Raw genomic sequence first — 25,446 nt, forward strand, 5'->3', positions numbered from 1 at the left:
ATTTGCGGGTAGCTCACTTGCTGGTGCTGCGGCGGTGCCAGAACAGTATCCCTGCGCCACCGGCAATCATGAGTACACCACCAATTGCGAGCAGTGCGGACGCGGCCCCTGTCGTGACGAGATTATTCGGTGGGGCCGAGTGGGTATCCTGCAACGAATCCGAGCGGGAGTCCTCTGGGTTCGAAGGGCTAGTTTGAGGATTCGTGATGTTTTCTTGCGGGGCAGCTGCAGCAGGTTGATCAGGTCGAACGATTCGTCGTGATTCCACTCGCCCTGGGGCCTCACTCGTACCGTCAGTGGTTTCCTCAACTGGTTCGTTGTCAATAGGATTCTGTGCATTTAGCAGCACTTGTGCCAGGGCGTCAGCGCCGACGAACGGCCCATCTTCGGCCGGTACGATCGGCAAGTTTTGAGGGCCGAAAACTATTCCTTCAGGTGCGTTTTCCGAGTTATCGGATTCAGCTTGAGCAGCCGGACTATTGGCGAAAGGAGAGTTTGACACCTCACGCGGTGCTGGGCCAGGATTCTGTGAGCGTGCTGCACCGTTCGGGGTATTCGCCTCGGTGACCGCTCTGTCATTATTCGCGACGTTGGATCCATTATCAGCGGCCACAAATGGGCTGTTGAGAGCTTCCAATCTCGTAGGGGCTTCAGCTGGAACGGCTGGCGGTTCTGGAGCCTCGACACTGGGCCGAACGGGTTCCGCTGTCTCTTCGAGCAGATCCTCAATCGACGATGGATCTTCAGTATCGTCTTCTTCCTCATCTACGACCTCTGCAGTTCCTTCTTCGGAGGGAGACTCACTATTCTCGGGAGGATTCGAGGTCGGCTCATCTTTGGCTTCAGGGCTGGGTGCAACCGGGGTTACTGAAACCTCCCGTTCTCGGGGAGTTTCTTCCTCGGAGGCAAGAGATGGGACTGCGCTCGCGGCTGCGATCAATACACCGACTGCGCTCGCAGACAATACTGGCCGTAGTTTCATTATGTGTTCCTGACATGCCAATAAATGAAATCGCTGACCTAAAGCACTCCACCAAGGAAAGTTCGAGCCAACAATTTTCGCTCCGTAGTGACAATGTTAATTGTGCTACAGATCGCAATTAACGACGCTGGACACGCCAAGTTCGTGTGTCATGACTAGACAATTGTTGGACAAGGCCGGCTCAAAGCGCGTAGTCATACCCGCTATCGTAAACGTCCATGAATCAGAAAGAGCCCGCGAGAGGAATCAGGAGCTCGTCATTACCGCGACCGAAACTATGCTGCGTCGGGAATGAGTACGGGTGTCAGTCAGTTGTTGATGGCTGCGCTCTGCGCGCTGTCAGCTGCTCGGCCATTTTCGTTTGGACTTTGATGAACATGTACAGCAGGCCGATAGCTCCCAGTCCCCCAAGTGCGGCACCGGCAACGACGTCGTGAGGGAACTGCTCGCCGGCTAGAACGCTGGCAACACTTTCAAGGATGGCCAACGGAAACACCAGATACGCCGTCCACGGCACTGCATAGGCAAGGCCAACAGCGAGCGCAAAAGCAATGACAGTGAAGCTGGATGGATAGGCGAAGCTGGTGTCTGCCGGGCAGGTGCTGCCGAATTCTTCGAGGTGGCACGGGCGTGGTTTGCCGTAGGTGTTTTGCAGAACAAAACTGATGATCATGATGACCAGCGTGGTTAGTCCGCCGAAAATCAGCCGGATAAACGGCAGGTTTTCCTGGATGACCCAGGCGCGGATGACCATGCCAAGATAGGTGACAAGCAGGATGATCATGATGATCGGTGAGACGATCTGGCCGACGGCGATCCAGGGTTCAACGGCCATGGTTTGGGACAGCTCGGCGCTCCATGGCGGCACTTCCGTTAGCGCGCCGATGATAGCTGCGACTAGTAGCCAGATTAGAACCGGTCCAACGATCTGTCGTGTCCCCAAATGCCCTCACGCCTTTGCAATTACGAATGCGCTTGCTGTGCGCACTTTATCGCATTAACTCTAATGCGCTTGCGGCAAGGGTACCCAATTGGTTCGACGTGTGAGAAACCTGGGGCCAACGTATTCGAGGACCAACCTACGCGGCATCGGTGACAGCGGTGCACTGCTGCCGATCGATATAGCTGCCATCGCTGTGCCGCCCGGCAGCGCTGATGTACAACATGGGACAATCTAGAGGAGACCCCTTGTAGCACATCGATCAGGAGCATACGCATGAGTTTGGTATTTGAACACGTCAGCTTGGGGCAGCGGGTACTCTTTGGAAACGGCAAAGCAGCAGACTATCTGGCACAAGAAGTACGGCGTCTCAAGGCTCGTCGGATCATGCTCATTGCCAGTGACCGGGCACAACCTGCGGCGCAACAGATCACCGCCCAGATCGAGGTGCTCGTCAACTACACCCAAGTGGTTATGCACGTGCCCTTTGAGGTTGCCCAACATGCTCGTGCTGTAGCCCGAGAGTACGATGTGGATGTACTGGTATGTGTTGGTGGCGGTTCAGCCACCGGGTTGGCTAAGGCCATCGCTCTTGATACCGGGCTACCGATTATTGCTGTTCCCACAACCTATTCTGGTTCGGAAGCAACCAATATGTGGGGACTAACCGTGGACGCGCGGAAAACCACCGGCGTCAATGACGCCGTACTCCCCAAGACCGTGATTTACGATGCTGAATTCACCATGGAGTTGCCCGTTGAACTGTCGGTGGCCTCCGGTTTGAATGGCATGGCACACTGTATCGATTCGCTGTGGGGCCCGCGCGCTGATCCGATCAACCAGGCGCTGGCCACCGAGGGAATCACCGCCCTGGCGGCCGGTCTCCCCTCGATCGTCGATGATCCGCAAGATCTTGCCGGGCGAGAGCAGCTCCTTTATGGTGCGTATTTATCTGCGGTGTCATTCGCTTCGGCAGGGTCTGGACTCCACCACAAGATCTGCCACGTGCTGGGCGGCACCTTCGATTTGCCGCACGCCCAGACACATGCCACAGTCTTGGCCTATGTGTTGGCGTTCAATATGGATGCGGCTCCGGAGGCTTCTGAGCGCATTGCTCGAGCACTGGGCGCCACCGATGCGCTTGCCGGATTCCAAAGGTTGCGTAAACAACTGGATGCCCCGGTCCGGCTCGCTGATTACGGGTTCACCCAGGACAACATCGCCGAAGCAGTAGAAATCATCCTGCCCGTAGTCCCAGCCAATAATCCACGGCCCGTCACGCGCGACAACCTGACTGCGCTACTCAACGCCGCACTGGTGGGCGATGACCCAATCGTTGTCCGTAAAGCTGACACCGCGGAGTCTCACGATTAGACCAAAGTTTTGTATCTGGCCCTCATGGCACTGAGCTGTTCAGTACGTTTCTGTTGCAATCCTTCAAATATCAATAGCGTGGCGAGTACACCCAAGGTACCGAGAACTGCGGCGGCAAGAACATCATGCGGATAGTGGTGTCCTGCCAAAACCCGCGAGATTCCCTCAACGACCGCGACCGGGAAGACAACGTAAGACAGCCCAGGAATTGCAAAAGCCAAGCCCATCGCAAGCCCGAAAGCGATGACCGTGTGGTTGGAGGGATAGGAAAAATTATCTAACGGTGGGCAGTTTGCTGGTGTCTGGATGGTATGACAGGGCCGAATCTGACCAAACATGCTTTTCAATATCCGGTTGAGCAGATAGATCACGACAATGACGACGCCGCCGTAAAGCAATCGGATGCATGCCGCATTATGTTCGGTGCGCCAGCTCCACAGAAACACGATTCCATAGCCTGCAACAAGTGAGAGAAGCATGACCGTGGATGCGATCGTGCCGATATTAACCAATGTCTGATCAACCGCCGTCTCAAATAAGGCGGCGCTCCAAGTAGGAGTTTCAAAAAGTACGCCGACAACAGCGGCAACGAATAACCAGAGCAATACCGGTACCACAAGTTGTCTCGTCCGGGTCACATCGTCCTCCCACTTTCACGTTGATATCGCACACCTCGGCTGCGTGGAAGTATCGGGGCGTTCCGCCATGGTCAAACTTTTCACCACGAAACCGTCAGATGGGTGAACAAGATACCCTACAGACCTGCACTGAAATGCTACAAACTCATGGTCTTGAGGCCACTGGCGTCGAGTGTGGCCATTGGATGCAGGCATATGCTTTCGTCGAAGAAGAACTTCTCCCAGTGTTTGCTAACCACTGGGCTAATTTCCGCGAGCCGCTACGGCCACGCCAGCACGTAGATGACAGCCAAACCACACACGGCCATCCCAACGACAATGTCGGTAGCGTTGACCCGGATGGGTCGATACACGGCAGGAGGTTGGAGTCCAAACCCCCGCGATTCCAACGAGGCCGCAATTCACTCTGATCGCCGCAGGGCGACAATCAGCACGGCGAAGACGAACCTCAAAGCTTCCCTCATCAATGTAGTCGAGGAACAACCCTCAGATGTTCCAACTCCCGTTGCTCAAGCACTGGATAGGCAACGGCCCAAAACTCAGTTCAACATCGTTCTTGCACCGGCAGCTATAGCCCAGGATTAGGACTCCTAAAATGTAAACGATGCCTGCAACAGGACTCAGAGCTGATACACCATTTTCGTGGTCGACCAGCCCCGTCTCGTTTTTGACTTGGCTACATACAAGAACACTCAGTTGACTCGACGCATGCGAAACGAGCCGGTGCCCAGCTTTCGATCCCGGCGTTTGACTGAGGCTTCGCATAGGACGTCTGGAGGTATCTGAAATGAAATATTGTGTCCATAGAGACACTGTACGCCTCACCGATGCGAGGTCTACAACAGCCTGTGCTGAGCTTGAGAGCCAAGTGGTACCCAAGGATCTTATTCGGTCAGGACGTGTCGAGCGTCTTCGAGCAGAACGACACAAGCCTCGCTCATGAGGCCGCCCCACGCAGTAGAACTTCTCCAGTTTTCACGCAAAGCGGGGAATATGAATCACGTAAACTGCGGGTTTGAATTCACGCAAAGTGCTGCATGACGTATTTTATAAATGATACCGTGTAATTATGCCTTGGTATAATGCAAGATTCGCAGATGAGACCCTAAAGCGGTCGCTTCAAAATTTCGGCGCTGTAATTGTCCAAGGACCACGTGCCGTTGGAAAAACTACTACCGCTAAACAAGCCGCAGCTAGCTCGATACGATTGGACTCATCTCCAGATCTGCCAGCATTTGCCGAAACATCGCCGTCGACGATCATGCAAGGTGATACACCCCGTCTCATTGACGAGTGGCAACTCGCCCCCACTATCTGGAATGCTGTACGCCATGAAGTAGACGAGCGCAGCGGTAAGGGACATTTCATACTGACGGGCTCCGCCACTCCTGCGGACGACATCACGCGCCATAGCGGTGCTGGACGCTTTCGCCGTATTCTGATGCGTCCGATGTCACTAGCGGAAAGCAATGAAAGCACACGGGCCGTTAGTCTGCAAACGATCATTGAAAAACAACCGTTTTCGGCTTTTGGCGGTGGTCCCACCGTTGAATCATATGCTCACATAATCGTTCGAGGTGGTTGGCCAGCGCTGGTGACCGACCCGACAGCCGAAGCCTCTGAGTATCTAGATAGCTACCTAGACGATATGACTCGAGTCGATCTGGCCGCAACCGACCAGCGCGTTGATCCTGCGCGCATGAATGCACTCGTAAGAGCATTAGCTCGAAATGTGTCATCCGAGGTGACACTTCAGAAACTGGCAGCTGAAGCCGATGTGATCGCTCCAGGCCAGGGCCCCCAGGATCGTGGCACCATACGACGATATCTGGATGCCCTCGAACGGATCTTCGTCGTAGAAGAACAGCCCGCATGGTCCACACATTTACGGTCGAAAGTTCGAATGCGAGTACAACCAAAGTGGCATTTCATTGACCCTTCCCTCGCAGCCGCTGCGCTTCAGGCAAGCCCCACAAGACTCGTGCAAGACTTAAACACTTTTGGCTTCCTATTCGAGTCTCTGGCCATACGTGATTTACGGATATACGCGGAGCTGCACCGAGGAAACGTGTACCACTATCGTGATGAGACCGGCCTTGAAGTGGACGCCATAATTGAATTTCGGGATGGCCGTTGGATTGGCTTCGAAGTTAAAATGGGCGGCACCGAACACATTAACAAAGCAGCTACAAGCCTGCTGAAGCTGAAAAACAAACTCACCGAGGAGCGTGCTGCGCAGAATCTCGCGCTGGTAGTGCTGACTGCAGGCGAGATCAGCCATACTCGCAACGATGGGGTATCAGTGATTTCCTTAGGTCATCTGACAGCCTGAACATTTCGACATCGAGCCGTTTCCGCCCCGAACCTCTTACAGCCACGGCAAGCAGTAAGCAATGGCAAAGAAGCTTACGGTCATGCCCAGTACGACGTCACTGGCACGCACATAGATGGGCCGGTACACAGTTCGAGGTTTGAGCCCGAACCCGCGGGATTCTAACGACGTCGCAATTCGTTCCGAGCGACGCAGGGCAACGATCAGCACGGTGAAGACTAACCGCCCGGCGTCTTTGAGCGTGAGTTTTGGTTTGCCCTTGCGATTGCGCTTGACCACCCCACCTTGCCGCATGAGCTGTGCGGCGCGAATGGTCTGCCATTCTTTGGGTAGTCCGAGCAGCAGTTGATAGCCGGCGAGCACGGCGAAGGTGATCGAGGCGGGCAGTTTGAGGTTCTGATTCAGCGAGCGCATCAGATCCACGGGTGCGGTGGAGGTCAGAAACAGAATGGAAGCGACCCCGATCACCAGGGTTCTACCGGCAAGTGCGGCCCCGATGGCAACGCCGTCGTCGGCACGGGCCAAAACGTTGACCAGGAACAGGCCAAATCCAAAGGCGATGAAGGGAATGTGGGCGTACGCCAGCCAGCGGGCGGGCACGTTGCCGATGGTCAGGGCGATGATCACCAGCCCGACCCAGAGCAGCGCGGGGCGGATGGGTTCCCAGATGAACAGCATGGACACGGACACCACAAACAGGGTGATGAGTTTGACGGCGGGGTTCCAGCGGGTCAGGGCTCCGGGTGTCACCAGGGTGGATGGGTGTTGGATGGTCAGGGTCATATCAGGGCTTTCTGGGCGACCGTGATGGTGCGGGTTGCCCAGGCTTGGGCCAGGCGGTGGTCGTGGGTGATGATGACGACGGCGCCGCCACTGTTGGCGTGGGTCGCAAGTTCGTTGAGCATGGTGGTGGTTGCTGCACGGTCCAGGCCGAAGGTGGGTTCATCTGCCAGCAGGACGGTGGGTTCGGCCCGGTGTTGTGCGGCCAGCAGGCCGGCGGCGACTGACAGGCGGCGTTTTTCTCCGCCGGAGAGGCGGAATGGGTTGAGGTCTGCCAAATGGTCGATGCCAAAGGCGGTGGACAGCCGTTGGATGGCGGCTTCGGTGCGCTCAGTGGGGTTCAGACCGAAGCGCAGTTCGTCGTGGACCGAGTGGGCGAGGAATTGGTGTTCGGGGTTTTGGAACACCATGACCGGTGGGCGGCCGGTGATGTCGCCGTGGCAGGCGAGCAGTCCAGCTAGTGCCATGAGCAGGGTGGTTTTGCCGGTGCCGTTGGCGCCCATCACAGCGATGCGCTCGCCCGCGCGGATATCGAGATTGATGTTGGTGACGACCGGGTCGGCTTTGGGTGCCGGGCGGACGGTGAGATTGGCAGCGCGCAGCAGCGGTGCGGCGGCGTCGTCGATGATTGGTGCCTCGTAGACGGGTAATCGCACGCCCGGGGTCCAGACTCCGTTGGCTTCGAGTTGGTGTGCGTGTTTGGCCAAGACATGGTCGGTTGGGCCATCGGCTTGGATTGCTCCGCCGTCGATCACCACGGTGCGTTCGGGTAGGCCGGGGCCGTCGGCGAGTTCGTCGAGTCGGTGTTCCACCAGAATCAGGGCGCCGTCGTCGCCGGTGAGTTCGGTGAGCACCTGCATGACTGCGGCAACGCCTGCGCCGTCGAGCATGGAGGTGGGTTCATCGGCCAGCACCACACTGGGTTCTGCTGCGAGCGCTGCGACCGTAGCGATACGTTGGACCCAGCCGCCCGACAGACTCTGGGTGCGGTGGTGCAACAGGTGGTCGGCGTCCACGGAGGCCAGCAGTTTGTGCACGCGCGAGCCGATTTCGGCTGGGTCGATGCCGTGGTTTTCCAGGGTGAGGGCGATTTCGTCTTCAACCAGTGGCAGCGTGATGCTGGCGTGGGGGTCCTGGGGTACGTTGCCTACGGTTCGGCTCAGCTCGGCCACGGTCTTGGTGATAACCGGTTGGCCGGCCACGAAGCAGTCGCCGGAGATGTTGAGCGGCACCGAGTGTGGGACGACCCCGCGGATGGCATCCAGCAGTGTAGATTTGCCGGCACCCGAGGCGCCCAACAGGAGCAGTTGCTCGCCGGGGTGCACAGTCAGGTTGATGTCTTCGAGGAGCACCCGGTTGGTGCGCGGATCCACAGCAGTGAATCCGCGCAGCTCAACCAGCGGTTGGGTCGGCGTCATTGCGCCCTTCCGATGGCGTAGTTATCCACGACCCCGGTTTTCTTAATGGCTTTGACGAGCATCCAGGCCAGGATGCCACCCAGAATGATGCCCGAGGTGCAGTGAATGGCGAGGCGCAGGCCCAAGATTTCTTGGCCAATCCACCCCGATTGAATCGCGGTGGACCAGAACACGAAGAAGGCGCCGAGGAACCCGCTGATCGCATACCGGGTGATGCCGAAGCGCTTATAGCGTCCAAGGGCGAATGGGAGTTCGGAGCCAAAGCCCTGTAGGAATGCTGCCAGTAGCAACATTGGGCCCACCGGCGAGCCCAGGAACACGAACTCCATGGTCGCGGCGATGATTTCGGCAAGGATGCCGGACCCGGCTTTACGCGTGATCGCCACAGCCAATGGTGCGACCAACAGCCAGCCGCCCTGCAGGAAGTGTTGGGCCAGATCGCCAGCCGGTCCCATGGCAATAGCCAGGCCGTTCCAGGCTTGGACTAATGCCCAATAGACAAACCCAAAGACCACGCCCAGTACGACCACCAGCACGAGGTCTTTGAGCTGCCATTTGAATGGGCTGTCATACGGGTTGCGGTAGGTGGATTGTTGTTTTGTGGCGGTCATGCTGCATCACCGGTGTTCCGTGCGCTTGGAGAATCCAAGGACAGCGACACATGGGAGACGACGTGGGGTACGTGTTCGCCGACTTTTGCCCAGGCGTTGAAGATGACGGCGAGCACGCAGGAGAGGTCTCCGCGCACAGTGGTAGCGAAGTGGTCTTCGCTAACCTCAAGTCCGGAGTCTTTGACCTCTTGGATGGCCTCCATGATCGGATCCATGTGCGGCACGTTGCCATCGGTCAGCGGGTACAGCGACCAGGACGCGGCCGCTGGAATACCGGATTTGTCGAGGAAGACACGCTTTTCGGCAGGTAGTTCACCGGGGATCAGTTCGCAGGCGGCACCTCCTGGGCATCCGCGAGACAGCAGAATGTGGCTAGTCAGGTGACGTCGTTCTGATGCCACTGAGGCCGAGTGAATTAGGGTGGCCGCATAGGCGGCAAGTTTTTGTGCGGCGTCGCCGGTTTTGACTCCCACGTAGGTGGAGACTTCACCGGTTTTGATGTCCAGGCCCTCGGTCAGCCCGTAGGGTGTCAGGACTTCGTTGGTGTGTTCGATGGCATCCAGAATGATGCGTTCAAAGTCATCGGCGTGCGGGTGGACGCTGATGCGCATCCCAATGCCGATTTGTTCGGGGGTAAGCTCTGCCCCGAGCGTTTGGGGCGATAATGTTGGACCACTCACGGTGGTCTCCCTTCCGACCACCGGGCTCTCAACAACTCGAGAACTTCGGACCTCTCCCTACGCCAGCATGATCTGGATCAGGTTGAATCGGGTCTGCGGCATCTCCGCACTCTCAGCACCAGTTTCAGTGCACCCCGGGGTCTATGTCGCACACCACCATAGTCGGTTAAGACGGCGTCTGGCCAACGTTGCGATTTTCTACATAACGCAAAACCCCGGCCTGGTATCGAACTGGCGTGTTCGACACTCGGCCGGGGTGCGGTTGCGTTATGGAAGGTTAGTTGGAGCCCATTGCGCCGCTCATGAGCGTTTCCATGATGCGCTGCTGAGCGTCTTCCTGGCTCAGAACACTGGCGTCGTCAGGACGTGTTGGCGATTCGGTCTCGCCCCAGCCGGTGAACTTCATGGTCATTTCATCATCAGAAAGTTCGTAGAACTTCGGAGCATCGTGATCGGCAATCAGAACCAGTTCCTGGCCGTCTTCTTCACCGGTGTATACCCAGACGTCGATGTCATCGCGGACCTCGTGGGTACCTTGGTCAGAAACTTCGTCCCGGTCGACTGGGGTGTCGCTGGAGTCGCCCTCGCCGGTCCAGTCATCTTGCAGTCTGGAGAACAGTGCACCGATGTTGAACTCGTCCTCTTCACCGGACAGTTCGCTGCTGAAATCGATCCAGTTGTCAGCGAACTCTTCGGAGACTGCATCAAGCTGCTCTTGCTGCGATGCATCAAGGCCCAGGCCTTCGCCTTCGAACATGGCAAAGAGGGCATCTCCGGAAATAAATGCTTCTTCTTGCCCAAAGACGCGCATGAAGTCGTTGTCGCCCACGCTGACGCCGGTAGCCGAACCGTCGAGAGCACCGTAAATGCTCATGTCTGTGGCGCCACCGAACATCTGCTCAACCATCGGATCGCCATCGGCGATCAGTGCGAGATCGGCGGTCATGGTGACCGATCCTTCGTTCTGCATGGTTTCCCACATCAGGTCGTCGATCTCGGACAGTGCCGGTACGTCTTCAACTCCCTGACCGCCACAGCCGGCCAGTACAAATAGCGAGGCAGAGGCAGTCACTGCCAGCATGTTTCGTGAAATACGTTTCATGGTCTCTCCAGTATTGAGGGGCGTAGTGATGTCGCATCGTCGACTGAAACCCCAGTGCACAGCGCATGGAATCCACCGACGTATCCAGCTATCGAACGTAGCACGATGCTTCAAAGCACAACTGATAGTGACCAAGCATCAAAAAGCAATCAAAAACAATCACGCGTTTACACTTGATTTCACTTGAAACTTTTTCTTATATGTCGAGGACACTCCTCATTCTGCTGAACAAAATGCGTTGAAAGGAGCCCGTCATAGAGAGGCTATCGACGACGAGACTCGCCTACATTAATGACATGATCGACTTTCAGAACAGCTCGTATTTTAAACTCAGCCCAATCGACCCACAAGCCGCCCACAAAGAAGTCGCTCCGCTCCTGGTTGCCGGCGAAGAACTGCTATCGGCGTTCAAAGGCATTCGCGACTCAGTGATCTTCACGAATAAACGCGTCATTGCAGTCAATGTTCAAGGTATGACTGGTAAGAAACGGGACTACACTTCGCTCCCCTATTCTAAGGTCCAGGCATTCTCCGTCGAAACTGCCGGTACCTTCGACCTGGATGCTGAACTCGATCTCATGTTCAGTGGATTGGGCACCGTACGGTTTGAGTTCAAGGGCAGAGTCGACATTCGCGCGCTGGCACAGCTGATCGGCAGCTACGTTTTGTAGACATTAGGCCACAACGGACGGCTATCGATGGCCACTACACATCAAGTGCCTTCGACAGCGTGGAGGCACCAACTGCAGACCAGCTGATCGCGCATGTCAAAAACGGCCAGTGGCAAGGTGGCCAATACGAGCCTGCTGCGCAATTCATGGCGGGCAATATGGCGGCTCATATCGGCTCCTACTCCAACGAGATCGAGCTGCTAACCGTCCTGACCGAAGACGGACAAAGCCATACCGTTAGATATCATCCGAACCTTGGCTCATATACGGAGCCGACGCTCCAAGAGGAGTGAACAGAACTGAAGCCAGCCAACAATAGCGCCAATGACGTCCATCGAACGGAGAGTTTCGCATAGCGAAGACAGGCAATAACATCGATCAGCAACATGAGCGGCGAACTTCTCGGCGCGAAGTAGCATAGTGAGATGGGTCATAAAGTACCGATGACAATCGCCACGGCATTGCATCAAATCCAGAATCGCCAGCTGATACTGCCCGCGATCCAACGCGAATATGTCTGGAAGCCATCGCAGGTTATCCGCGTCTTCGATTCGGTCATGCGCGGATATCCAATCGGCAGCTTCCTTTCCTGGAAGGTTCTTCCCGAGACGGTTAACAAGTTCAGGTTCTATGGGTTTATGAAGGATTACAGCGCCTTCGATAATCGCCACAATCCTGTGATCGACATTCCAGCGGACAGAGAGGTAATCGCCATCCTCGACGGTCAGCAGCGACTAACCTCCCTCAACATCGGCCTTCGTGGCACCTATGCATACAAAAACCATGGCGGCTGGGCGAACAAGCCGTGGTCTTACCCAGAGCGCCGCCTTCACGTAAACCTGGCCGAAGAAGCACCGGAGAACGAACTTGGCCTTAAGTATCATTTCCAATTCCTCACGAAGGACGATGTAGAACGAGCGGCGAACGACCCGAACAAGCAATGGCTACCAGTTCCCGAGATCTTCGAGGCATCAGATACTTCGGCTTTTATACAGCTACTGGCCAGGCACGGAGTGGGGAACGATCCGGATGCTTCAGCATTGGCTAGCAAGCTCTGGGAAGCAGTCCACAAAACCGCCAGTCTCCACTTCTATGAAGAGGACGACCAAGACATTGAGCGTGTGTTAGACATTTTTGTCCGGGTCAACTCTGGAGGAACGGTTCTATCCTATAGCGACCTTCTTCTGTCTATTGCCACTGCCCAATGGGAGGGCGACGCTCGAGCAGCCGTTCACGGGCTGGTGGATTCCCTTAATCAGACTGGCAACGGCTTTAACTTCACACGTGACACCATCCTGAAATCGGGTCTGGTTATGGCCGACGTCGGTGACATTGGTTTTAAGGTAAGGAACTTTACGACCGCTAACATGGCCAAGCTCGAAGCCGGCTGGGATGCTATGAGTAGCTCTCTACATGTCGCCGTTGGGCTACTCAGTGACTTCGGCCTATCAGGCGGGTCGCTCACTGCGGACAGCGTACTCATCCCCGTCGCCTACTACGTTCACCAGCGCGGCCTTGATCACTCATATCGTGAGTCACCTAAAACTCGGAACGACCGTGAGACACTTCGATCGTGGGTTCTGCGCTCCCTGATCGTGCGAGGCGTGTGGGGTTCAGGCTTGGACACATTACTAAGAGACTTGCGTGAGGTCATCAAGTCACAGGGTGACTCGTCATTCCCAGTCGTTGCGATCGAGCGGGCGATGTCAGTACGGGGTAAACCGCTCACTGTTACCGACGCTTTAATTGATGACATTTTGAGCCTGAAGTATGGAAAGGCTCGGACCTTCGCAGTGCTTGCGGCACTGTTTCCACATGTGGACACACGAAACCAATTCCACATTGACCACGTATTCCCCGCGACGCTGCTCGACAAGAGAAGCTTACGCCGTGAAAAATGCGGCGACGGCACACCACGATTCACTCCTGAGCAGATCGACGAGCTTATTGATCGCAGGGATCGTCTACCTAACCTTCAGCTCCTTCCCGGTCTTGAGAACATCGGCAAATCTGCCAAAGCACCAGATGGGTGGTTGGCTGAAGAGTACTCGCAGCCGGAAAACCACAGCGCTTTCCTTGCCCGTAACGCGCTACCTCAGTCTCTTCCTAGCTCCGTAACGGAATTCATGAGCTTCTATGATGATCGGAGCGTAATTCTGACCGAACGCATCCACGATTTGCTCACGTCTCACGTCCCCGACCCTTCGACGACGGATACAACAGCTCTCGTTGACCTTGATGAGGAACTCGCCGAAGGCGACGATTCTGACTAATAGCCCAGCCGAGTTCTTTCGCCGATATCCACATTCATCTGCGGAATTCTGGAGGCACCGCAACAAGGTCGTCTCCGGTCGGTTACGTCCGTTTGAGTCGTTGTTCTCTGAACTCGCCGAAGCCGAGATGGGCCAGTTCTTTCGAATCGATGAGCTCCTGCAGGGTCATGTTAGCTCGCATGGTCCCGATGCGCAGCACCCTGCCCGGCAGCCCTGACTCGCTGCTCATCACGTTATCCACAGGCTTCGATGGGAATTCCCCGAAAATTGCTATTCTTGCTCCTACACGTCGCGACCTCTTCGCATAGCGAGAACTACAACAAATCAGTCCGCATAAGTTCCAGCACCTTGCAGGAAGCGAGCCATCCCATTGACGCCAATTAAAAAATCCAAGGAACCAGGCTTCCCTGTTACAAATCCACCTGGCTTACGAAGCTGCCATCAAGGCGGGAAATGGGTCGACTGCCCACATCCGAACAGGAAGAGCGATCTACGTACTATTGAAATGATGATTGGGAATCGACATCAGTTCTTGCTTGTCCAAAGGTCACTGCAGCGAATGCTCATTGCGGCAGAGCGGGGCGTTTTGGTCTATGGCAAATCCGACGATGTCTATGAGATGAGAATACAACCAGCCATCCTAGAACTGCGACTTCAGCGCACAGTCCAATATCCAGATGGAGCTTATAAGATTCGACTCTACTTTAGCGAGCCTGTCAGCCAACCCAGCATTCTCGTGGCTGCACGGCTCCGTGCAAAACCAGCCAATGAAGCAGGACTGAGAAGACAAAATGACCATGTCAAAGACTCGTATCTTCGCATCAAAGAGTTTCTTGGGCTAGAATAGCAACATGCACTGGAATGCATGTTTAGATTTTTGGAGAACACATGAGTATCGAATCAATTCTTGGGATTGACAATAGCGACCCAGAAAGTCGACATGCCGATTATCTGGTTGAAGCTGACCTTAGGTTGATGAAAGATCTTGTTGCATTCCGGAAGAAAAGAAACATTGCACAAGCGACAGTGGCCGAGCGCATGGGCATCGATCCGAGTGGCGTTTCGAAAATTGAAGCGGGTCATCGAGATCTATTGCAGTCAACAATCCAACGTTATGCGTTGGCCATCGGGGCCGTCATCGATCACAAGATTCGCGCCTTTGAGGAAATAGACGCTGGGACGCCCCAGTCTGAACACGCGAACTAGCCAGCGGCAAAAGCCACCTCGATTGCGGGGTGAGTCATGAGCCTCCGGTGTAAATCGAATGGTCCCATTCGTATTGATCTGGTGATGATGTAGCGAAACGAAGCCGATACGGTTCTGGTGCGTTGAACTCTTCGAGCAGTATGTCGACGAGGTCATCACCGGTCAGCCAGGTTCGCTTGAGTCGTTGTTGCCTGAATTCGCCGAAGCCGAGGTAACCCAGTTCATCGGAGTCGATGAGTTCTTGCAGGGTCATGTTGGCTCGCATGGTCCCGATGCGCAGCACGCTCACGGGCAGTCCGGATGCGTCGCAGGCGAATCGGCCGACTGCTTCCATGTAGGCTTTGGCCGCACCGTACATGCCATCGGGTCGCGGTGGATCTGAAGGTTTGACATGGCCATCACTACGACCGGCAAGGTGCTCGCGTTCGTGCCATCCGGCCGCGTGATTACTAGACGCTAAAACAACGCGACGGGTACCGTACTGTATCGCTGCGGCCAGGATGCGGTTGGTCGCATCAATGTCGACGGCGTACAAACCGTCCTTTCCGGCACCAGCACCCGTTGCGAAGTGCAGCACATAGTCTGCTTCGGATACCAGCCGGTTCAGTAGCGCGTCGTCGTCGAGATCTGCCTGATGCGTTTCAACGAAATCATCGTTGTCGATAGGTGCGGAGTCGATACCTATCAGCTCGTACGACTCCGCAAGCCGAGAAGTGATCAGGTTGGCAACGGTCCCGGCGGCACCGGTAACCAGGATGCGATGCCCCTCTGGCTGAGGTTCCCAATTCAGCCCAGATGCGGGTGCCTGTACGGGAAGGTCCATACTGTATTCCAATCTGATATAAACAGCTGAAACCCTAGATCGTGGGGAAATTCATGTCTCCACAGATAGCTACATGACGGTTTTGTCGTTGCGCGTTTCATCAAGCAGTTCGGCGACCTCTGCATCAGTGTATTTCGGCCCACTGGGACTTTCTGGCCATGGGGTCGGGACCTTTGCCGGAGGGGTGTAATGTCCGAGCCGTTCAAGTCGCGCAAGCGCAGCCTCATCATGGTGATAGGTGCTTATGCGCCACCTGGGTTCACCATATTCGGTCACGATGATGTCCTTGGTTGCGGTGACTGGACGAAGTACCGATGCCGTATGGTGTTTGAGTTCCATTGCGGTTACCTTGTACATGGCAGCGATTCTACTGTGTATTGTGCATCACGGTGAGGATACAGGATAACGTACATCAGACTCGCGTTTTATTCGAGCTGGCCGGGGCCAGCCGCGCAGGCACCAGCTCCGATGTGGTCAATGTGCACCATCGAGTTCGGCTCAGCCCACTGGAACCCGATCGCACCCTGAACGTACGGATCGGTCGCGTCAAGTTGCTCTTCAACCCGGTCGCGAGTGGTCGGCTCACGCGAATCGGGGCTGCCGCCGCCGGGTGTCATCGCTTCGATCGTGACATACAGTCGCTCAGGGTCCACTTCGTGCAGGGCGGCAAAGTAGTCTTCGACCGTGACACTGTGAGCCTCGGATTCGTCAGCTGCCAACGCCGTCGTGCCCACCCCCACGCCGTCCTGGGGCGAAACCACGATGCGCGTGCCGTTGCCCAGTCCGAGCAGTTTCTCATAGCCGCGGGCTGCGGTTTCGGGGCTGATTGTCTGGCGGTCTTGACGGCCTTCCAAATACGGTGAGATCAGCACGGTGGTGCCCGGGGCGATGTCGTTGATGATGTGGGTTTGGCGGGCGTAGTAGTCGGTGACCGGGTTCCAATGGGCTTCGGGGGTCAGCGGCATTTCCATGGCCAGGTAGAAGCCGTCGGCCCCGCGCTGCTGGTAAGCGGTCACGAATTTTTGGGAGAACGCATCGACGACGTCGGCGTAACTATTATCCGGCAGCCAGGTTTCACCCGAGGTGCGCATTTGGGGTACCGGCAGTCCTATGAACGCATTCGTGTCGAGCTCGGTGGCGGTGCGGGTCAGCGAGTGGAAATGATCCGCGCCAGCACTGGACTCCGTGATGACCACGCTGTTGTCACCGGCGGCGATGATGCCAAAGGAAGTATCGCCGATCTGCACAATCTGGTCGGGTTCGGCCAGGTCGTTGCCGTCCCAGTGCATCGCCACGGTGTACTCATAGGCATCTCGGCCCCCGATCGCTTCGGCAACTTCGCCGGGATAATCGGCCGCCTCGGCCGGTACGATTCGACCGCCGAAGGTCACGGCGTCTGTGTTCATGGTTTCCAGGATGCTCTGGGTCCGTTGGTCGTCGGCCTGCGGGGACATGAAGCCCGCAACGAATTCACCCTCGGCACGGCAGATTGGTGTTGCAGAAGCTTCCGGGCGCGGATCGGCAGCCGCGCCGTCGTCGTCATTATCTTCATTCAGCTGGACCAGCCCGTAGATGGTGGAGGCTGCGGCCACGAGCACAATGAGCACGGTCAGCAGGAGCCGCCGACGCAGGGTCGAGCGACTGGTCGGGGCGGGTTGGTTCAACGGTGTATCTGGTTGCGGCATCAGTGGTGAGTCTAGCCCTACACTCTGGGGACCGCCGTGGTGGCGCGTTAGAAATTGAGTCGGTGAACAGAACATTGGCGTGGTCGTTAGCTGATGTTCACGGGCTGGTCGTTCTAGTGTCACGCGGAGTGATTACGGTGGCGGGCGTGAAAGTTTTTGCTCACCGTGGTGCCAGTACCCAATACGCCGAACATACCCGCGCGGCCTTTAGCCATGCGCTTGCCGTCGGAGCTGACGGCGTGGAAACCGATGTGCAGATCACCGCGGATGGGGTGTTAGTGTGCTGGCACGATACCACCGTGAATCGGACCTCGGATGGTCAGGGTGATGTGCAGGCCCACACGCTGGCCCAGATGCGCCAGTTGGATGTGCATTCGTGGAAGGCGCGCAGCAAGGCACTGCCGACGGCGTATGGCAGGACGACGAATCAGCTGCTGACGCTGGATGAGTTGACCGAGCTGCTGGTGGGTGCGGGCCGGCCGGTCGAGTTGGCGCTGGAGATGAAGATTACCCCGGCCAGCGCCGGGTTGATTGAAGATGCGGTGTTGGACTGGTTGCAGCGCTGGGGTTGGGATGCGACCACCGGTGTGTTGTGTCCGAATGGTCAGGCCGGTTTGGTGAGTGTGTCGATCATGAGCTTTTCGCTCAACGCCCTGGATCGGGTTGCTGATGCTGTACCGGCCGCGCGCCTGTGCCCGCTGTTTGACTCGTTCAATGCGCACGCCCTGCAGATTGGTTCGCCTCAGACGACGCCGGGCCCAGCGGATTTGCTGGGCCCGTCAACGGGTTGGTTGGCGCATCACGCCTCGATGTTGCGGTTGTGGACCGAGGCCGGGCGGACCGTGCGGATGTGGACGGTTGCCACTGATCGTCAGCCGCAAACCGCCCGTAGCCTGGGCATTCAGCAGGTCACGGTCGACGACCCGGCCTGGGCATTAGAACGCGTGGCCACGGTGACCGTTTAGGCCCACGGGATATCGCCGAACTCCAGTACGATCCGGCCGCGAATGCCACCGGCTTCCATCTTCCGGTGCGCTTCGGCAGCGTCTTCCATCTGCAGCACATCGGCAACGCGCAAGGTCAGCACGCCGTCTTCAACCTGCTGGCGCAGCGCATCAAGTTTGGCGCGTTCTTTAGCATAGTTGGCCACCCAGATGGGTTGGAAGGTCACGCCGCGATCGCGCTCGCCCTTGGCACCGCGAATCGTAATGACCGTGCCACCATCTTTGACGGCGGGCAGAATATCGTCTTCCAAAACCGCGGCATCCACCACGGCGTCAACGCCCTTGGGGAATTCGGTGCGCACTGCATCAGGGAAGGTCTCACCGCGTAGTTTGACGATATCGGCACCCAGGGACAACACCAGTTCGTCGTCGGCATCGGAGGTATCTGCCATCACGACCAGCCCATCGGCTTTGGCCAACTGGATCACATAACCGCCCAGAATCCCGGCCGCGCCGGTGACCACCAGGGTCGAACCTTCCGGCAGGTCCAAGGTGTCCAGGGCCAGGCGGGCGGTCAGCCCGTTCATCGGCAGGGTGCAGGCTTCTGCAAATGTTGCACCTTCTGGCATGCGCACTACAGATTCAATCGGCACGACGACGCGCTGAGCATAAGCGCCGTGTGCGCCGTCGGGCACCACAATGGCCATGACCTTTTCGCCAACCGTCAGATCGGTGTTGGCATCGGCGTCGATGGCTTCAATAATGCCAGCTACATCCATCCCCGGGACGAATGGTCCTTCCTTGCCCTCGGTACGGGCTCCGGCGCGGCGCATCGTGTCAGTGGGACTGACCGCGGCGGTTTGGACTCGAATGAGTACCTCGCCCTGTCCTACTTCTGGATCCGGGAGGTCTACAACGTTGAGAACTTCTGGGCCGCCTGGGGTATCAAATGCAACTGCTTTCATATTGGGCAGACTACCTGGTGAATCTGAGCAATTCCTAGACTCGGGAAACGCTTGCAATATGCAAGATGGCTCACGTATGCCAAGCAATCACAACGCCACGAGCCCTTGGACGAGAATAATTTTGACGATGATCCCCAGCGCAAACAGTGCGGTGCGACGGCGGCGAGTCCTGCGAAAACGATGAGCAGAATGACCGCGCCGATCATGATCGGATACTGCTTGCGTAAGTCTTTGAAAAAGGTGGCGCCGGAAGCCAAGCCAACGGTGTAGACAAATAGTCCTAGTCCGATGGTTTGAACAATCCCCCAGCCTTCACCAATTCTTGGGTCAATGGCCCCGATTGCTAGCCCGACGAATAGTGCGCCGGCCGCGCCGAAGCGTAACGGTCCGAAGGGAATGGCCCCAATCAGGGTGCCGAAGGCAATTGTCAGAAACAGTGCCAGCAGCGGTGCCGCCACAAGTACTTCGACCATACTGCTAACAGTAGCGGCAAAAGCGTTGGCGGTTTACTCTATGCCCTAACTCAATATCGGACCTGATTTTCCTGCATATCCCAAGGTAGCTGCCCTAGACTTGTGTCATGAAATGGAGCGCCGTCGAGATTGAACGAGCCCTGCTTGCGCTGAATGACGACGAACGCAAAGCAGTTCTATATAGCGTGCTGCGCAACATCGACGAGACCAATAACTTTGAGCAAGGCACTGATCAAACGTGGCATAAAGACCTGTTACGCAAACTTCAAGATAACCATCAAGCAGCTTTGATCGATGCACTTGAAGAGCACGCGCAGCTTCGTTCAGATATGTTATCGCTGCGCCAGTGGCGCTAAAGATACATCAAAGTACCGACGGAGGGCAGGCATTGGCCGAGACCTGTTGCAGCTACTCACGGAGCCCCCCGGACGTCGCATCTTCCAGTGAATCACTCTGATAAAGGCGAGAATTTCAATGGAGGTGAAGCGCTTCTGAGTGCGTTAAACAGAAGAAAATCTGGGTTGCAGATATAAGTGAAACCAACTAATCTTGGTCCCATACACCGCGCGATGTCGCTCATGAAAGGAGATACTATGGAAACCTTCACTCCAGATCGAATCTCTATCGACAACAAGGTTCTTGAAGAAGCTCGCGCCGCAGACGAAGTGAATCTGACAGACGCCCAGCTGGTTCTAAAATTTCCCGACGGCAGCGAACAACCTCTAGCCTCGAGCATCCAAAAACTTCTCGCGAGCGCACTTCACTCACTTGCAAAGAATGGCAGCGTAAGTATCGGCCAAATACCAGAAGAATTGACTAGCACCACCGCAGCAGACCTCTTGAGCGTTTCCCGACCGACACTTATGAAGTGGGTCGAAGCCGGGGAGATCAGCTCCCATAAAGTGGGTACACACACCCGTTTTAAACGTCAAGATGTATTGGCACTCAAAATGCAACGCGAGCAGGATCGAAGAGAAGCTTTCGCTGAATTACGAGCTCTAGACGCTGAACTGGACGAAATTGATAATTCATAGTCAGTCCGATGCACGTTAGAGCTTCTAGAATGACGTGATGACCCAACGCGTTTTCGTGGATGCCAACGTCTTATTTAGTAAAACGCAAATGGACTGGTTTTTTCTTCTACGGCTCGAAAACAAAGGAATGTTCCAGCTTCATTCCACAGACGATGTCTTTGCCGAAGTGCTCGCCAATATGCGTAAGAGAAATCCTCGAGCGCCGGGCTACATGATTCGGCGTCGTCATGAACTCATGCGACGAAACATCGATGAAGTACTCGACACATTTCCAGGCAACTTACCATTTACGGGCAAGGATGAGCATGACTATCACATACATGCTGCAGCTATTCATTGTGCCTCAGATCTCGTATTGACGAACAATGCACCGAGCGACAGCACAACCGGTGAAGAACCCTACGAGATCATCAGACCAGACGACTTCTTTATCCTCGTCGCCAACTCAGCATCGCAAGATATGCTGTTCGCACCTATAAAAGATCAAATTGACTACTGGTCTAAAAAGACTAATCAGCAGCAACTTGACGAATCGCTCCGTAAAGCTCAATGCCCGCAATTCGCAGAGCTGGTTCGAGAACAGCTTCGAAAGATGGCTAGACGAGGGCTATAACGGGGGCACTGAGAACCACTCAGCTCTAACCGCTCCCAGACTAGCTGTTTTCGATAAGAACCTCGTTGAACAACAGGTCGATAGTCTTTTGCAGATGGTCGATAAAGGCTTTTGCGGCCCCTTCGACGTCGCAAAACTGTCGCGCTATTTTCGTCAGGGTGGCGCTAATCAGTACCCTGACTGCATGACGCCCTCAGGAAGCGTCAATTCAAGAGCTTCGAAGGTTCATCTCATCGCAAATTTTATTTGCACGCCACACAAAAGATGTACATATTCCAGTACATCTTTGCTAGGCTAGCCTTATGACTATGCTGCCTCCTCACATTTGGACCTCCGCGGATGCCCGCAAAGAGCTGCCAAACGTGTTAAAGCGTTTCCGGAAAGACGGAATCAATGCCCGACCTATGGTGTTTGGCTCCCATCGAAAACCCGAAGCAGCCGTGATCCCCTACGAATTATATGAACGCATTGCGATGATAATTGAAGATCACGAGATCGCGGAACTGGTGCGTAAGCGCTCAGATGAGGGTCCGGCAGAGTCCATGGATGAGCTTTTTGCAGAATACGACGTCGAGCTGCCTCACCAAGAATGAAACCATCTTTATCAATGCTCCCCGGATTCAAGAGGGACTTCGAAGAGCTACCCTCTAATAAGGTCCGGAAGCTCACGCTGCAGGTAATTGCCGATCTAAAACAAGGTCAGCGAAAAGGGCAACCACTGGACGAGCTTTCGCACACGGGTGACCTCTCAGACTGATTTAAACTGTATTTCGATTTCCCACAACACCAAGGTAAACCTCGCTACCGACTCGTCTACCGAAAACAAGCGGGCCGGTACACCATGGTTGACCTCCAGATGGTAGCCGTCGGCATGCGCCAGAACTTGGATGCTTATCTGCGAGCCTTGAAGAGCCTCGACCGGTGACAGCTCTTTGTCTGCACACCACGCTCCGGAAGACACCCGTTCATGACAACACGACATGGCCTCACGGACACCATTGCTTACTTCAACCGCACTACCCGGTCATGTCTTGTCAACGAGAACCTGATCCAACAACAGGTCGGTAGTCATTTGCAGATGGTCGGCCAGGACTTTAACCACCCCATCGACGTCGCGCGCTCCCGGGGAACATCACCTCAAGAAACTTGTATTATCAATGAATTAAAGGGTTATCGATAATTTATTGACCTAGCGATAGACGCTGCCTACAATGAGTGTGTGATTCAATTCACAGACTTTATTGGAGGTCAAAATGACTCAGTATGATGTTCCCGTTCTCATTGCCGGCGCCGGTGGCGCTGGACTCACCGCATCGATGCTCCTGTCTGATTTAGGTATCGATTCCCTTGCCATCTCCAGCGCGCCAGGTACGTCTGTCTTACCGAAGGCCCACGTAGTGCAGCAGCGCTCGATGGAGATTTACCGTCGCCTCGGCGTCGCAGACGACATCTACACCAAAGGCACTCCCCCAGAAAATATGGCCCGCACCGGCTGGTACGCCGGACTGCAGGGCGACCACGAAATCTACGGGCGCGAAATCGCCGTCCAAGAATCTTGGGGCGCAGGCTATACCGATCCAGCCTGGATCGCCGCCAGCCCGTGCCGTCAAACCAACTTGCCACAGATCCGTCTAGAACCAGTCCTACTCGAGCACGCCCTGAAAAAGAACCCAGGCGGCGTCAAATTCAATCAAGAACTCATCGACTTTGTCCAAGACGACGACGGCGTTACCTCAACCATTCGGGACCGCGAAACCGACGAAACCTACACGGTGCGCAGCCAGTACCCGCTGGGCGCTGACGGCGGTCGCATGGTCGGCAACCACTTGGGCATCGAGATGCAAGGCGAACGCAATATTCTCTATAGCGTTTCCATTCACTTCACAGCCGATCTCTCCCAGTACATGAACGATGACCCATCGGTGCTCATCCGCTGGATGTGGCCCGCGCACAGTGGCCTGCTGACGCTATTGGTGCCCATGGGCCCCGAGAAATGGGGGCGAGATTCCGAAGAGTGGGTTTTCCACCTCAACTACGCAACCGAAGATAAGCGCGTCTTCGACGACGAAGCGATGATCGCCGATATGAAGCACGCTTTGGGCTTGCCAGATTTTGAGCCCGAGATACACAAGATCACTCGCTGGACGTTCGAAGCGCTCGTTGCAGAGCGTTTCCAAGAACATCGAACCTTCCTGTTGGGCGACGCTGCCCACCGCCACGGCCCCACTGGCGGGCTGGGACTAAACACTGCCATTCAGGACGCCGATAACCTCACGTGGAAGATCGCTCAAGTACTCAAAGGTCAGGCATCGCCAGCCCTGCTCAACACCTACGAACCGGAACGTCAGCCTGTTGCGGCACGCAACGTTCGCCGCTCAACCGAAAACGCGATGAACCACATCAATATCGGCGCCATGCTCGGCGTGAGCCCTACCCAAAGTGAAAAAGAGAACATCGCATCGCTACAGCGTCTGTGGTCCGATGACCCGACCGATAAGGAATATAAGGCACGTGTGCGTTTCGCCATTGCATCACAGTCGATGGAATTCAGCGAGCACAACGTCGAATTCGGCTACCACTATGATTCAAGCGCGATCGTTGCCATCGGCGAGATACCCCCGCCGAACCCAGATGAGATGCGTCTCTACCAGCCAGGCACCGTACCGGGTTCCCCGGTGCCACATGCCTGGCTCGATGGACCAGACGGCGAGCGCAAAGCCATCGTTGACCTGTTGGTGCCCGGCGAATACCTGCTACTAGCTGGTGAGGACGGCGCAGCTTGGGTTGCCGGTGCCCAGCAGGTCGCTTCGCAACTCAATGTTCCGATTAATGCTTATACGATTGGCCATGTTTCGGGCGACCTCCTTGATCCGCGTAGCGCGTGGGTCAATCAGCGCGGTCACGGTCCGGCAGGTGTAGTGCTGATTCGGCCTGATGGCTTTGTTGCCTGGCGTAGCCAAGACCTCCCGGCCGCAGGCACCACAGCAGAAGCCCTGACCGGTGTGCTGACACAGCTCAGCCACCGCAATGCTGACCTCACTCCCGCCACACAATAGTCACTTGACCTATGCCAAAGCCCCCGGAAAATCTTCCGGGGGCTTTGGCATGGGGTGTCGAACCTACTCGGACGTCGTCCGCATGGCAGTGACGCTAGTCTGTGAGGACCTCGTTCAAGAGCAAATCGGTGGTTTGTTGCAGGTGGTCGGCCAGTGCTTTGGTTGCGCCGTCAACGTCGCGTGCGACCGCAAGATCTTTGATTCGGGTGTGCTCAGCTCGAATGTCGCGCCCACTTTCCGCACCGCTAGGACCCGAGAGCTGCCGATAGATTTCCGATGAGTCGCGCAGTAGTCGCACAATATTAATGAGCCGTGGGCTACCACAACCCACACCAAGTGCGTCATGGAAATCTGCGTGCGCGTGAGCCCACTCGGGCGATCCGATTCCACCAGCTGCAGGATCTGACAGCGCATCAAGTTTATGGTGGGCGGCTACGACTTGGCCTTCCCAGTCCAACCCGGCACGTTCAATAGAGCGGGCCAGCACCCGGGTTTCCATCATGATGCGCACTTCAGACAGATCCATCAGATCCTCGCGCGACACTTCCATAACCCGGAAGCCCTGGTTTTGGACAAACTCGACGAGTCCGTTTTCCGTCAGCCGGATGAGGGATTCACGCACCACCGACAAGCTCACTCCGGCGTCTTTAGCCAGCCCGGAGGTGCGCAGCGGAGTGCCAGGCGGATAGGTGCCCGAAATAATGTCGAGCCGCAGTTGCTCATACATTTTTTCGACACGAGATGCGCCGCGCGCTTCGGCGGTATTTGTCATGGAGCTCACCTGGATAGCCCTCTCTGTCCGTTACAACGGAAGCTCAGTCTACTTACTCATTACGTCTAACCTAT

General features: G+C 56.1%; 29 protein-coding genes and 1 riboswitch. Of the genes, 14 read left to right on the top strand and 15 right to left on the bottom strand.

Translation table 11 applies throughout. From position 1 onward, the window contains the following. Positions 1-13 precede the first annotated feature (13 nt). Positions 14-982, bottom strand: coding sequence for a hypothetical protein (locus A6F49_RS05005; protein WP_043057376.1), 969 nt, complete (start codon positions 980-982; stop codon positions 14-16). Positions 983-1,286: 304 nt separating this feature from the next. Beyond that, positions 1,287-1,925 carry a phosphatase PAP2 family protein gene (locus A6F49_RS05010; protein ID WP_150119394.1) on the bottom strand — a complete coding sequence of 213 codons (639 nt, stop codon included), beginning with the start codon at positions 1,923-1,925 and terminating at the stop codon, positions 1,287-1,289. Positions 1,926-2,198: 273 nt separating this feature from the next. On the opposite strand from A6F49_RS05010, the gene A6F49_RS05015 reads away from it, so the two are divergent. Beyond that, on the top strand, positions 2,199-3,296 hold the full coding sequence (locus tag A6F49_RS05015) for a maleylacetate reductase (protein WP_043057375.1): 1,098 nt from the start codon (positions 2,199-2,201) through the stop codon (positions 3,294-3,296). Here A6F49_RS05015 and A6F49_RS05020 read toward each other — a convergent pair. Next, positions 3,293-3,934, bottom strand: a complete 642-nt coding sequence (locus tag A6F49_RS05020) for a phosphatase PAP2 family protein (protein WP_150119395.1) — start codon at positions 3,932-3,934, stop codon at positions 3,293-3,295. The genes A6F49_RS05015 and A6F49_RS05020 overlap by 4 nt on opposite strands. Positions 3,935-4,216: 282 nt before the next feature. Between A6F49_RS05020 and A6F49_RS17665 the strand changes: the two genes are divergently transcribed. After that, on the top strand, positions 4,217-4,519 hold the full coding sequence (locus A6F49_RS17665) for a hypothetical protein (RefSeq protein ID WP_150119396.1): 303 nt from the start codon (positions 4,217-4,219) through the stop codon (positions 4,517-4,519). A gap of 484 nt (positions 4,520-5,003) precedes the next feature. After that, positions 5,004-6,266, top strand: a complete 1,263-nt coding sequence (locus A6F49_RS05030; protein WP_043057374.1) for an ATP-binding protein — start codon at positions 5,004-5,006, stop codon at positions 6,264-6,266. A 36-nt stretch (positions 6,267-6,302) separates the two neighbouring features. On the opposite strand, the gene A6F49_RS05035 is transcribed toward A6F49_RS05030, so the two are convergent. The 5 genes from A6F49_RS05035 to A6F49_RS05055 form a co-directional block, all read right to left on the bottom strand. Next, positions 6,303-7,049, bottom strand: coding sequence for an energy-coupling factor transporter transmembrane component T family protein (locus tag A6F49_RS05035; protein WP_043057373.1), 747 nt, complete (start codon positions 7,047-7,049; stop codon positions 6,303-6,305). Further along, positions 7,046-8,464, bottom strand: a complete 1,419-nt coding sequence (locus A6F49_RS05040) for an ABC transporter ATP-binding protein (RefSeq protein ID WP_052504767.1) — start codon at positions 8,462-8,464, stop codon at positions 7,046-7,048. The genes A6F49_RS05035 and A6F49_RS05040 overlap by 4 nt, the downstream gene beginning before the upstream one ends. Continuing rightward, the gene (locus tag A6F49_RS05045) at positions 8,461-9,075 is read right to left on the bottom strand and encodes an ECF transporter S component (RefSeq protein ID WP_043057372.1); all 615 of its coding nucleotides are present in this window, start codon (positions 9,073-9,075) and stop codon (positions 8,461-8,463) included. The genes A6F49_RS05040 and A6F49_RS05045 overlap by 4 nt, the downstream gene beginning before the upstream one ends. Next, entirely contained in the window at positions 9,072-9,755 is a 684-nt protein-coding gene (locus tag A6F49_RS05050; RefSeq protein WP_052504766.1) for a YkoF family thiamine/hydroxymethylpyrimidine-binding protein, read from the bottom strand. The genes A6F49_RS05045 and A6F49_RS05050 overlap by 4 nt, the downstream gene beginning before the upstream one ends. A 36-nt stretch (positions 9,756-9,791) precedes the next feature. Continuing rightward, a riboswitch (TPP riboswitch) is annotated at positions 9,792-9,902 on the bottom strand. A 130-nt stretch (positions 9,903-10,032) separates the two neighbouring features. After that, positions 10,033-10,857 (bottom strand): hypothetical protein, encoded by an 825-nt coding sequence (locus tag A6F49_RS05055; RefSeq protein ID WP_043057370.1) that lies wholly within the window; start codon positions 10,855-10,857, stop codon positions 10,033-10,035. A 296-nt stretch (positions 10,858-11,153) separates the two neighbouring features. On the opposite strand from A6F49_RS05055, the gene A6F49_RS05060 reads away from it, so the two are divergent. The 3 genes from A6F49_RS05060 (at position 11,154) to A6F49_RS05070 (ending at position 13,801) form a co-directional block, all read left to right on the top strand. Then, complete coding sequence (locus A6F49_RS05060; protein ID WP_043057369.1) at positions 11,154-11,528, top strand: PH domain-containing protein; 375 nt, start codon at positions 11,154-11,156, stop codon at positions 11,526-11,528. Between the two features lie 59 nt (positions 11,529-11,587). After that, positions 11,588-11,821, top strand: coding sequence for a hypothetical protein (locus A6F49_RS05065; protein WP_043057368.1), 234 nt, complete (start codon positions 11,588-11,590; stop codon positions 11,819-11,821). A gap of 150 nt (positions 11,822-11,971) precedes the next feature. Beyond that, positions 11,972-13,801 (top strand): DUF262 domain-containing protein, encoded by a 1,830-nt coding sequence (locus tag A6F49_RS05070; RefSeq protein ID WP_235604870.1) that lies wholly within the window; start codon positions 11,972-11,974, stop codon positions 13,799-13,801. Between the two features lie 82 nt (positions 13,802-13,883). On the opposite strand, the gene A6F49_RS17985 is transcribed toward A6F49_RS05070, so the two are convergent. Next, on the bottom strand, positions 13,884-14,030 hold the full coding sequence (locus A6F49_RS17985) for a hypothetical protein (RefSeq protein WP_161485771.1): 147 nt from the start codon (positions 14,028-14,030) through the stop codon (positions 13,884-13,886). Positions 14,031-14,360: 330 nt separating this feature from the next. Between A6F49_RS17985 and A6F49_RS05075 the strand changes: the two genes are divergently transcribed. Continuing rightward, complete coding sequence (locus A6F49_RS05075) at positions 14,361-14,648, top strand: hypothetical protein (protein ID WP_150119397.1); 288 nt, start codon at positions 14,361-14,363, stop codon at positions 14,646-14,648. 41 nt (positions 14,649-14,689) lie between these two features. After that, positions 14,690-15,007 (top strand): helix-turn-helix domain-containing protein, encoded by a 318-nt coding sequence (locus A6F49_RS05080; RefSeq protein WP_043057365.1) that lies wholly within the window; start codon positions 14,690-14,692, stop codon positions 15,005-15,007. Positions 15,008-15,041: 34 nt separating this feature from the next. On the opposite strand, the gene A6F49_RS05085 is transcribed toward A6F49_RS05080, so the two are convergent. The 3 genes from A6F49_RS05085 to A6F49_RS05095 all read right to left on the bottom strand — a co-directional run bounded on the left by A6F49_RS05085 (position 15,042) and on the right by A6F49_RS05095 (position 17,515). Next, on the bottom strand, positions 15,042-15,830 hold the full coding sequence (locus A6F49_RS05085) for an NAD-dependent epimerase/dehydratase family protein (protein ID WP_043057364.1): 789 nt from the start codon (positions 15,828-15,830) through the stop codon (positions 15,042-15,044). A 69-nt stretch (positions 15,831-15,899) separates the two neighbouring features. Beyond that, a complete protein-coding gene (locus tag A6F49_RS05090) occupies positions 15,900-16,187 on the bottom strand; it encodes a hypothetical protein (protein ID WP_043057363.1) in 288 nt (95 codons plus the stop codon). A 68-nt stretch (positions 16,188-16,255) separates the two neighbouring features. Then, positions 16,256-17,515 (bottom strand): DUF4434 domain-containing protein, encoded by a 1,260-nt coding sequence (locus tag A6F49_RS05095; RefSeq protein ID WP_150119398.1) that lies wholly within the window; start codon positions 17,513-17,515, stop codon positions 16,256-16,258. Between the two features lie 146 nt (positions 17,516-17,661). Between A6F49_RS05095 and A6F49_RS05100 the strand changes: the two genes are divergently transcribed. Then, positions 17,662-18,480: a glycerophosphodiester phosphodiesterase gene (locus A6F49_RS05100; RefSeq protein ID WP_043057413.1), complete on the top strand. Its 819-nt coding sequence runs from the start codon at positions 17,662-17,664 to the stop codon at positions 18,478-18,480. On the opposite strand, the gene A6F49_RS05105 is transcribed toward A6F49_RS05100, so the two are convergent. Both A6F49_RS05105 and A6F49_RS05110 read right to left on the bottom strand, forming a co-directional pair. Continuing rightward, a complete protein-coding gene (locus A6F49_RS05105; protein WP_043057361.1) occupies positions 18,477-19,424 on the bottom strand; it encodes a quinone oxidoreductase family protein in 948 nt (315 codons plus the stop codon). The genes A6F49_RS05100 and A6F49_RS05105 overlap by 4 nt on opposite strands. After that, on the bottom strand, positions 19,421-19,897 hold the full coding sequence (locus A6F49_RS05110; RefSeq protein WP_043057360.1) for an aspartate-alanine antiporter-like transporter: 477 nt from the start codon (positions 19,895-19,897) through the stop codon (positions 19,421-19,423). Before A6F49_RS05110 ends, A6F49_RS05105 begins: the two co-directional genes overlap by 4 nt. Before the next feature lie 107 nt (positions 19,898-20,004). Here A6F49_RS05110 and A6F49_RS05115 point away from each other — a divergent pair, with 107 nt between their 5' ends. From A6F49_RS05115 to A6F49_RS05140, 5 genes are all read left to right on the top strand, one after another. Continuing rightward, on the top strand, positions 20,005-20,253 hold the full coding sequence (locus A6F49_RS05115; RefSeq protein WP_043057359.1) for a hypothetical protein: 249 nt from the start codon (positions 20,005-20,007) through the stop codon (positions 20,251-20,253). Positions 20,254-20,490: 237 nt separating this feature from the next. Then, positions 20,491-20,931 (top strand): helix-turn-helix domain-containing protein, encoded by a 441-nt coding sequence (locus A6F49_RS05120; protein ID WP_043057358.1) that lies wholly within the window; start codon positions 20,491-20,493, stop codon positions 20,929-20,931. A gap of 37 nt (positions 20,932-20,968) precedes the next feature. Next, entirely contained in the window at positions 20,969-21,544 is a 576-nt protein-coding gene (locus A6F49_RS05125) for a PIN domain-containing protein (RefSeq protein ID WP_052504764.1), read from the top strand. A 302-nt stretch (positions 21,545-21,846) separates the two neighbouring features. Further along, positions 21,847-22,137 carry a type II toxin-antitoxin system Phd/YefM family antitoxin gene (locus A6F49_RS05130; RefSeq protein ID WP_043057357.1) on the top strand — a complete coding sequence of 97 codons (291 nt, stop codon included), beginning with the start codon at positions 21,847-21,849 and terminating at the stop codon, positions 22,135-22,137. Between the two features lie 660 nt (positions 22,138-22,797). Further along, positions 22,798-24,600, top strand: a complete 1,803-nt coding sequence (locus tag A6F49_RS05140) for an FAD-dependent monooxygenase (protein WP_043057355.1) — start codon at positions 22,798-22,800, stop codon at positions 24,598-24,600. Positions 24,601-24,694: 94 nt separating this feature from the next. Here A6F49_RS05140 and A6F49_RS05145 read toward each other — a convergent pair whose 3' ends face one another. Continuing rightward, positions 24,695-25,372 (bottom strand): GntR family transcriptional regulator, encoded by a 678-nt coding sequence (locus A6F49_RS05145; protein WP_043057354.1) that lies wholly within the window; start codon positions 25,370-25,372, stop codon positions 24,695-24,697. Positions 25,373-25,446: the final 74 nt, after the last annotated feature.

The organism is Enteractinococcus helveticum, assembly GCF_001657475.1.
Lineage (GTDB): Bacteria > Actinomycetota > Actinomycetes > Actinomycetales > Micrococcaceae > Yaniella > Yaniella helvetica.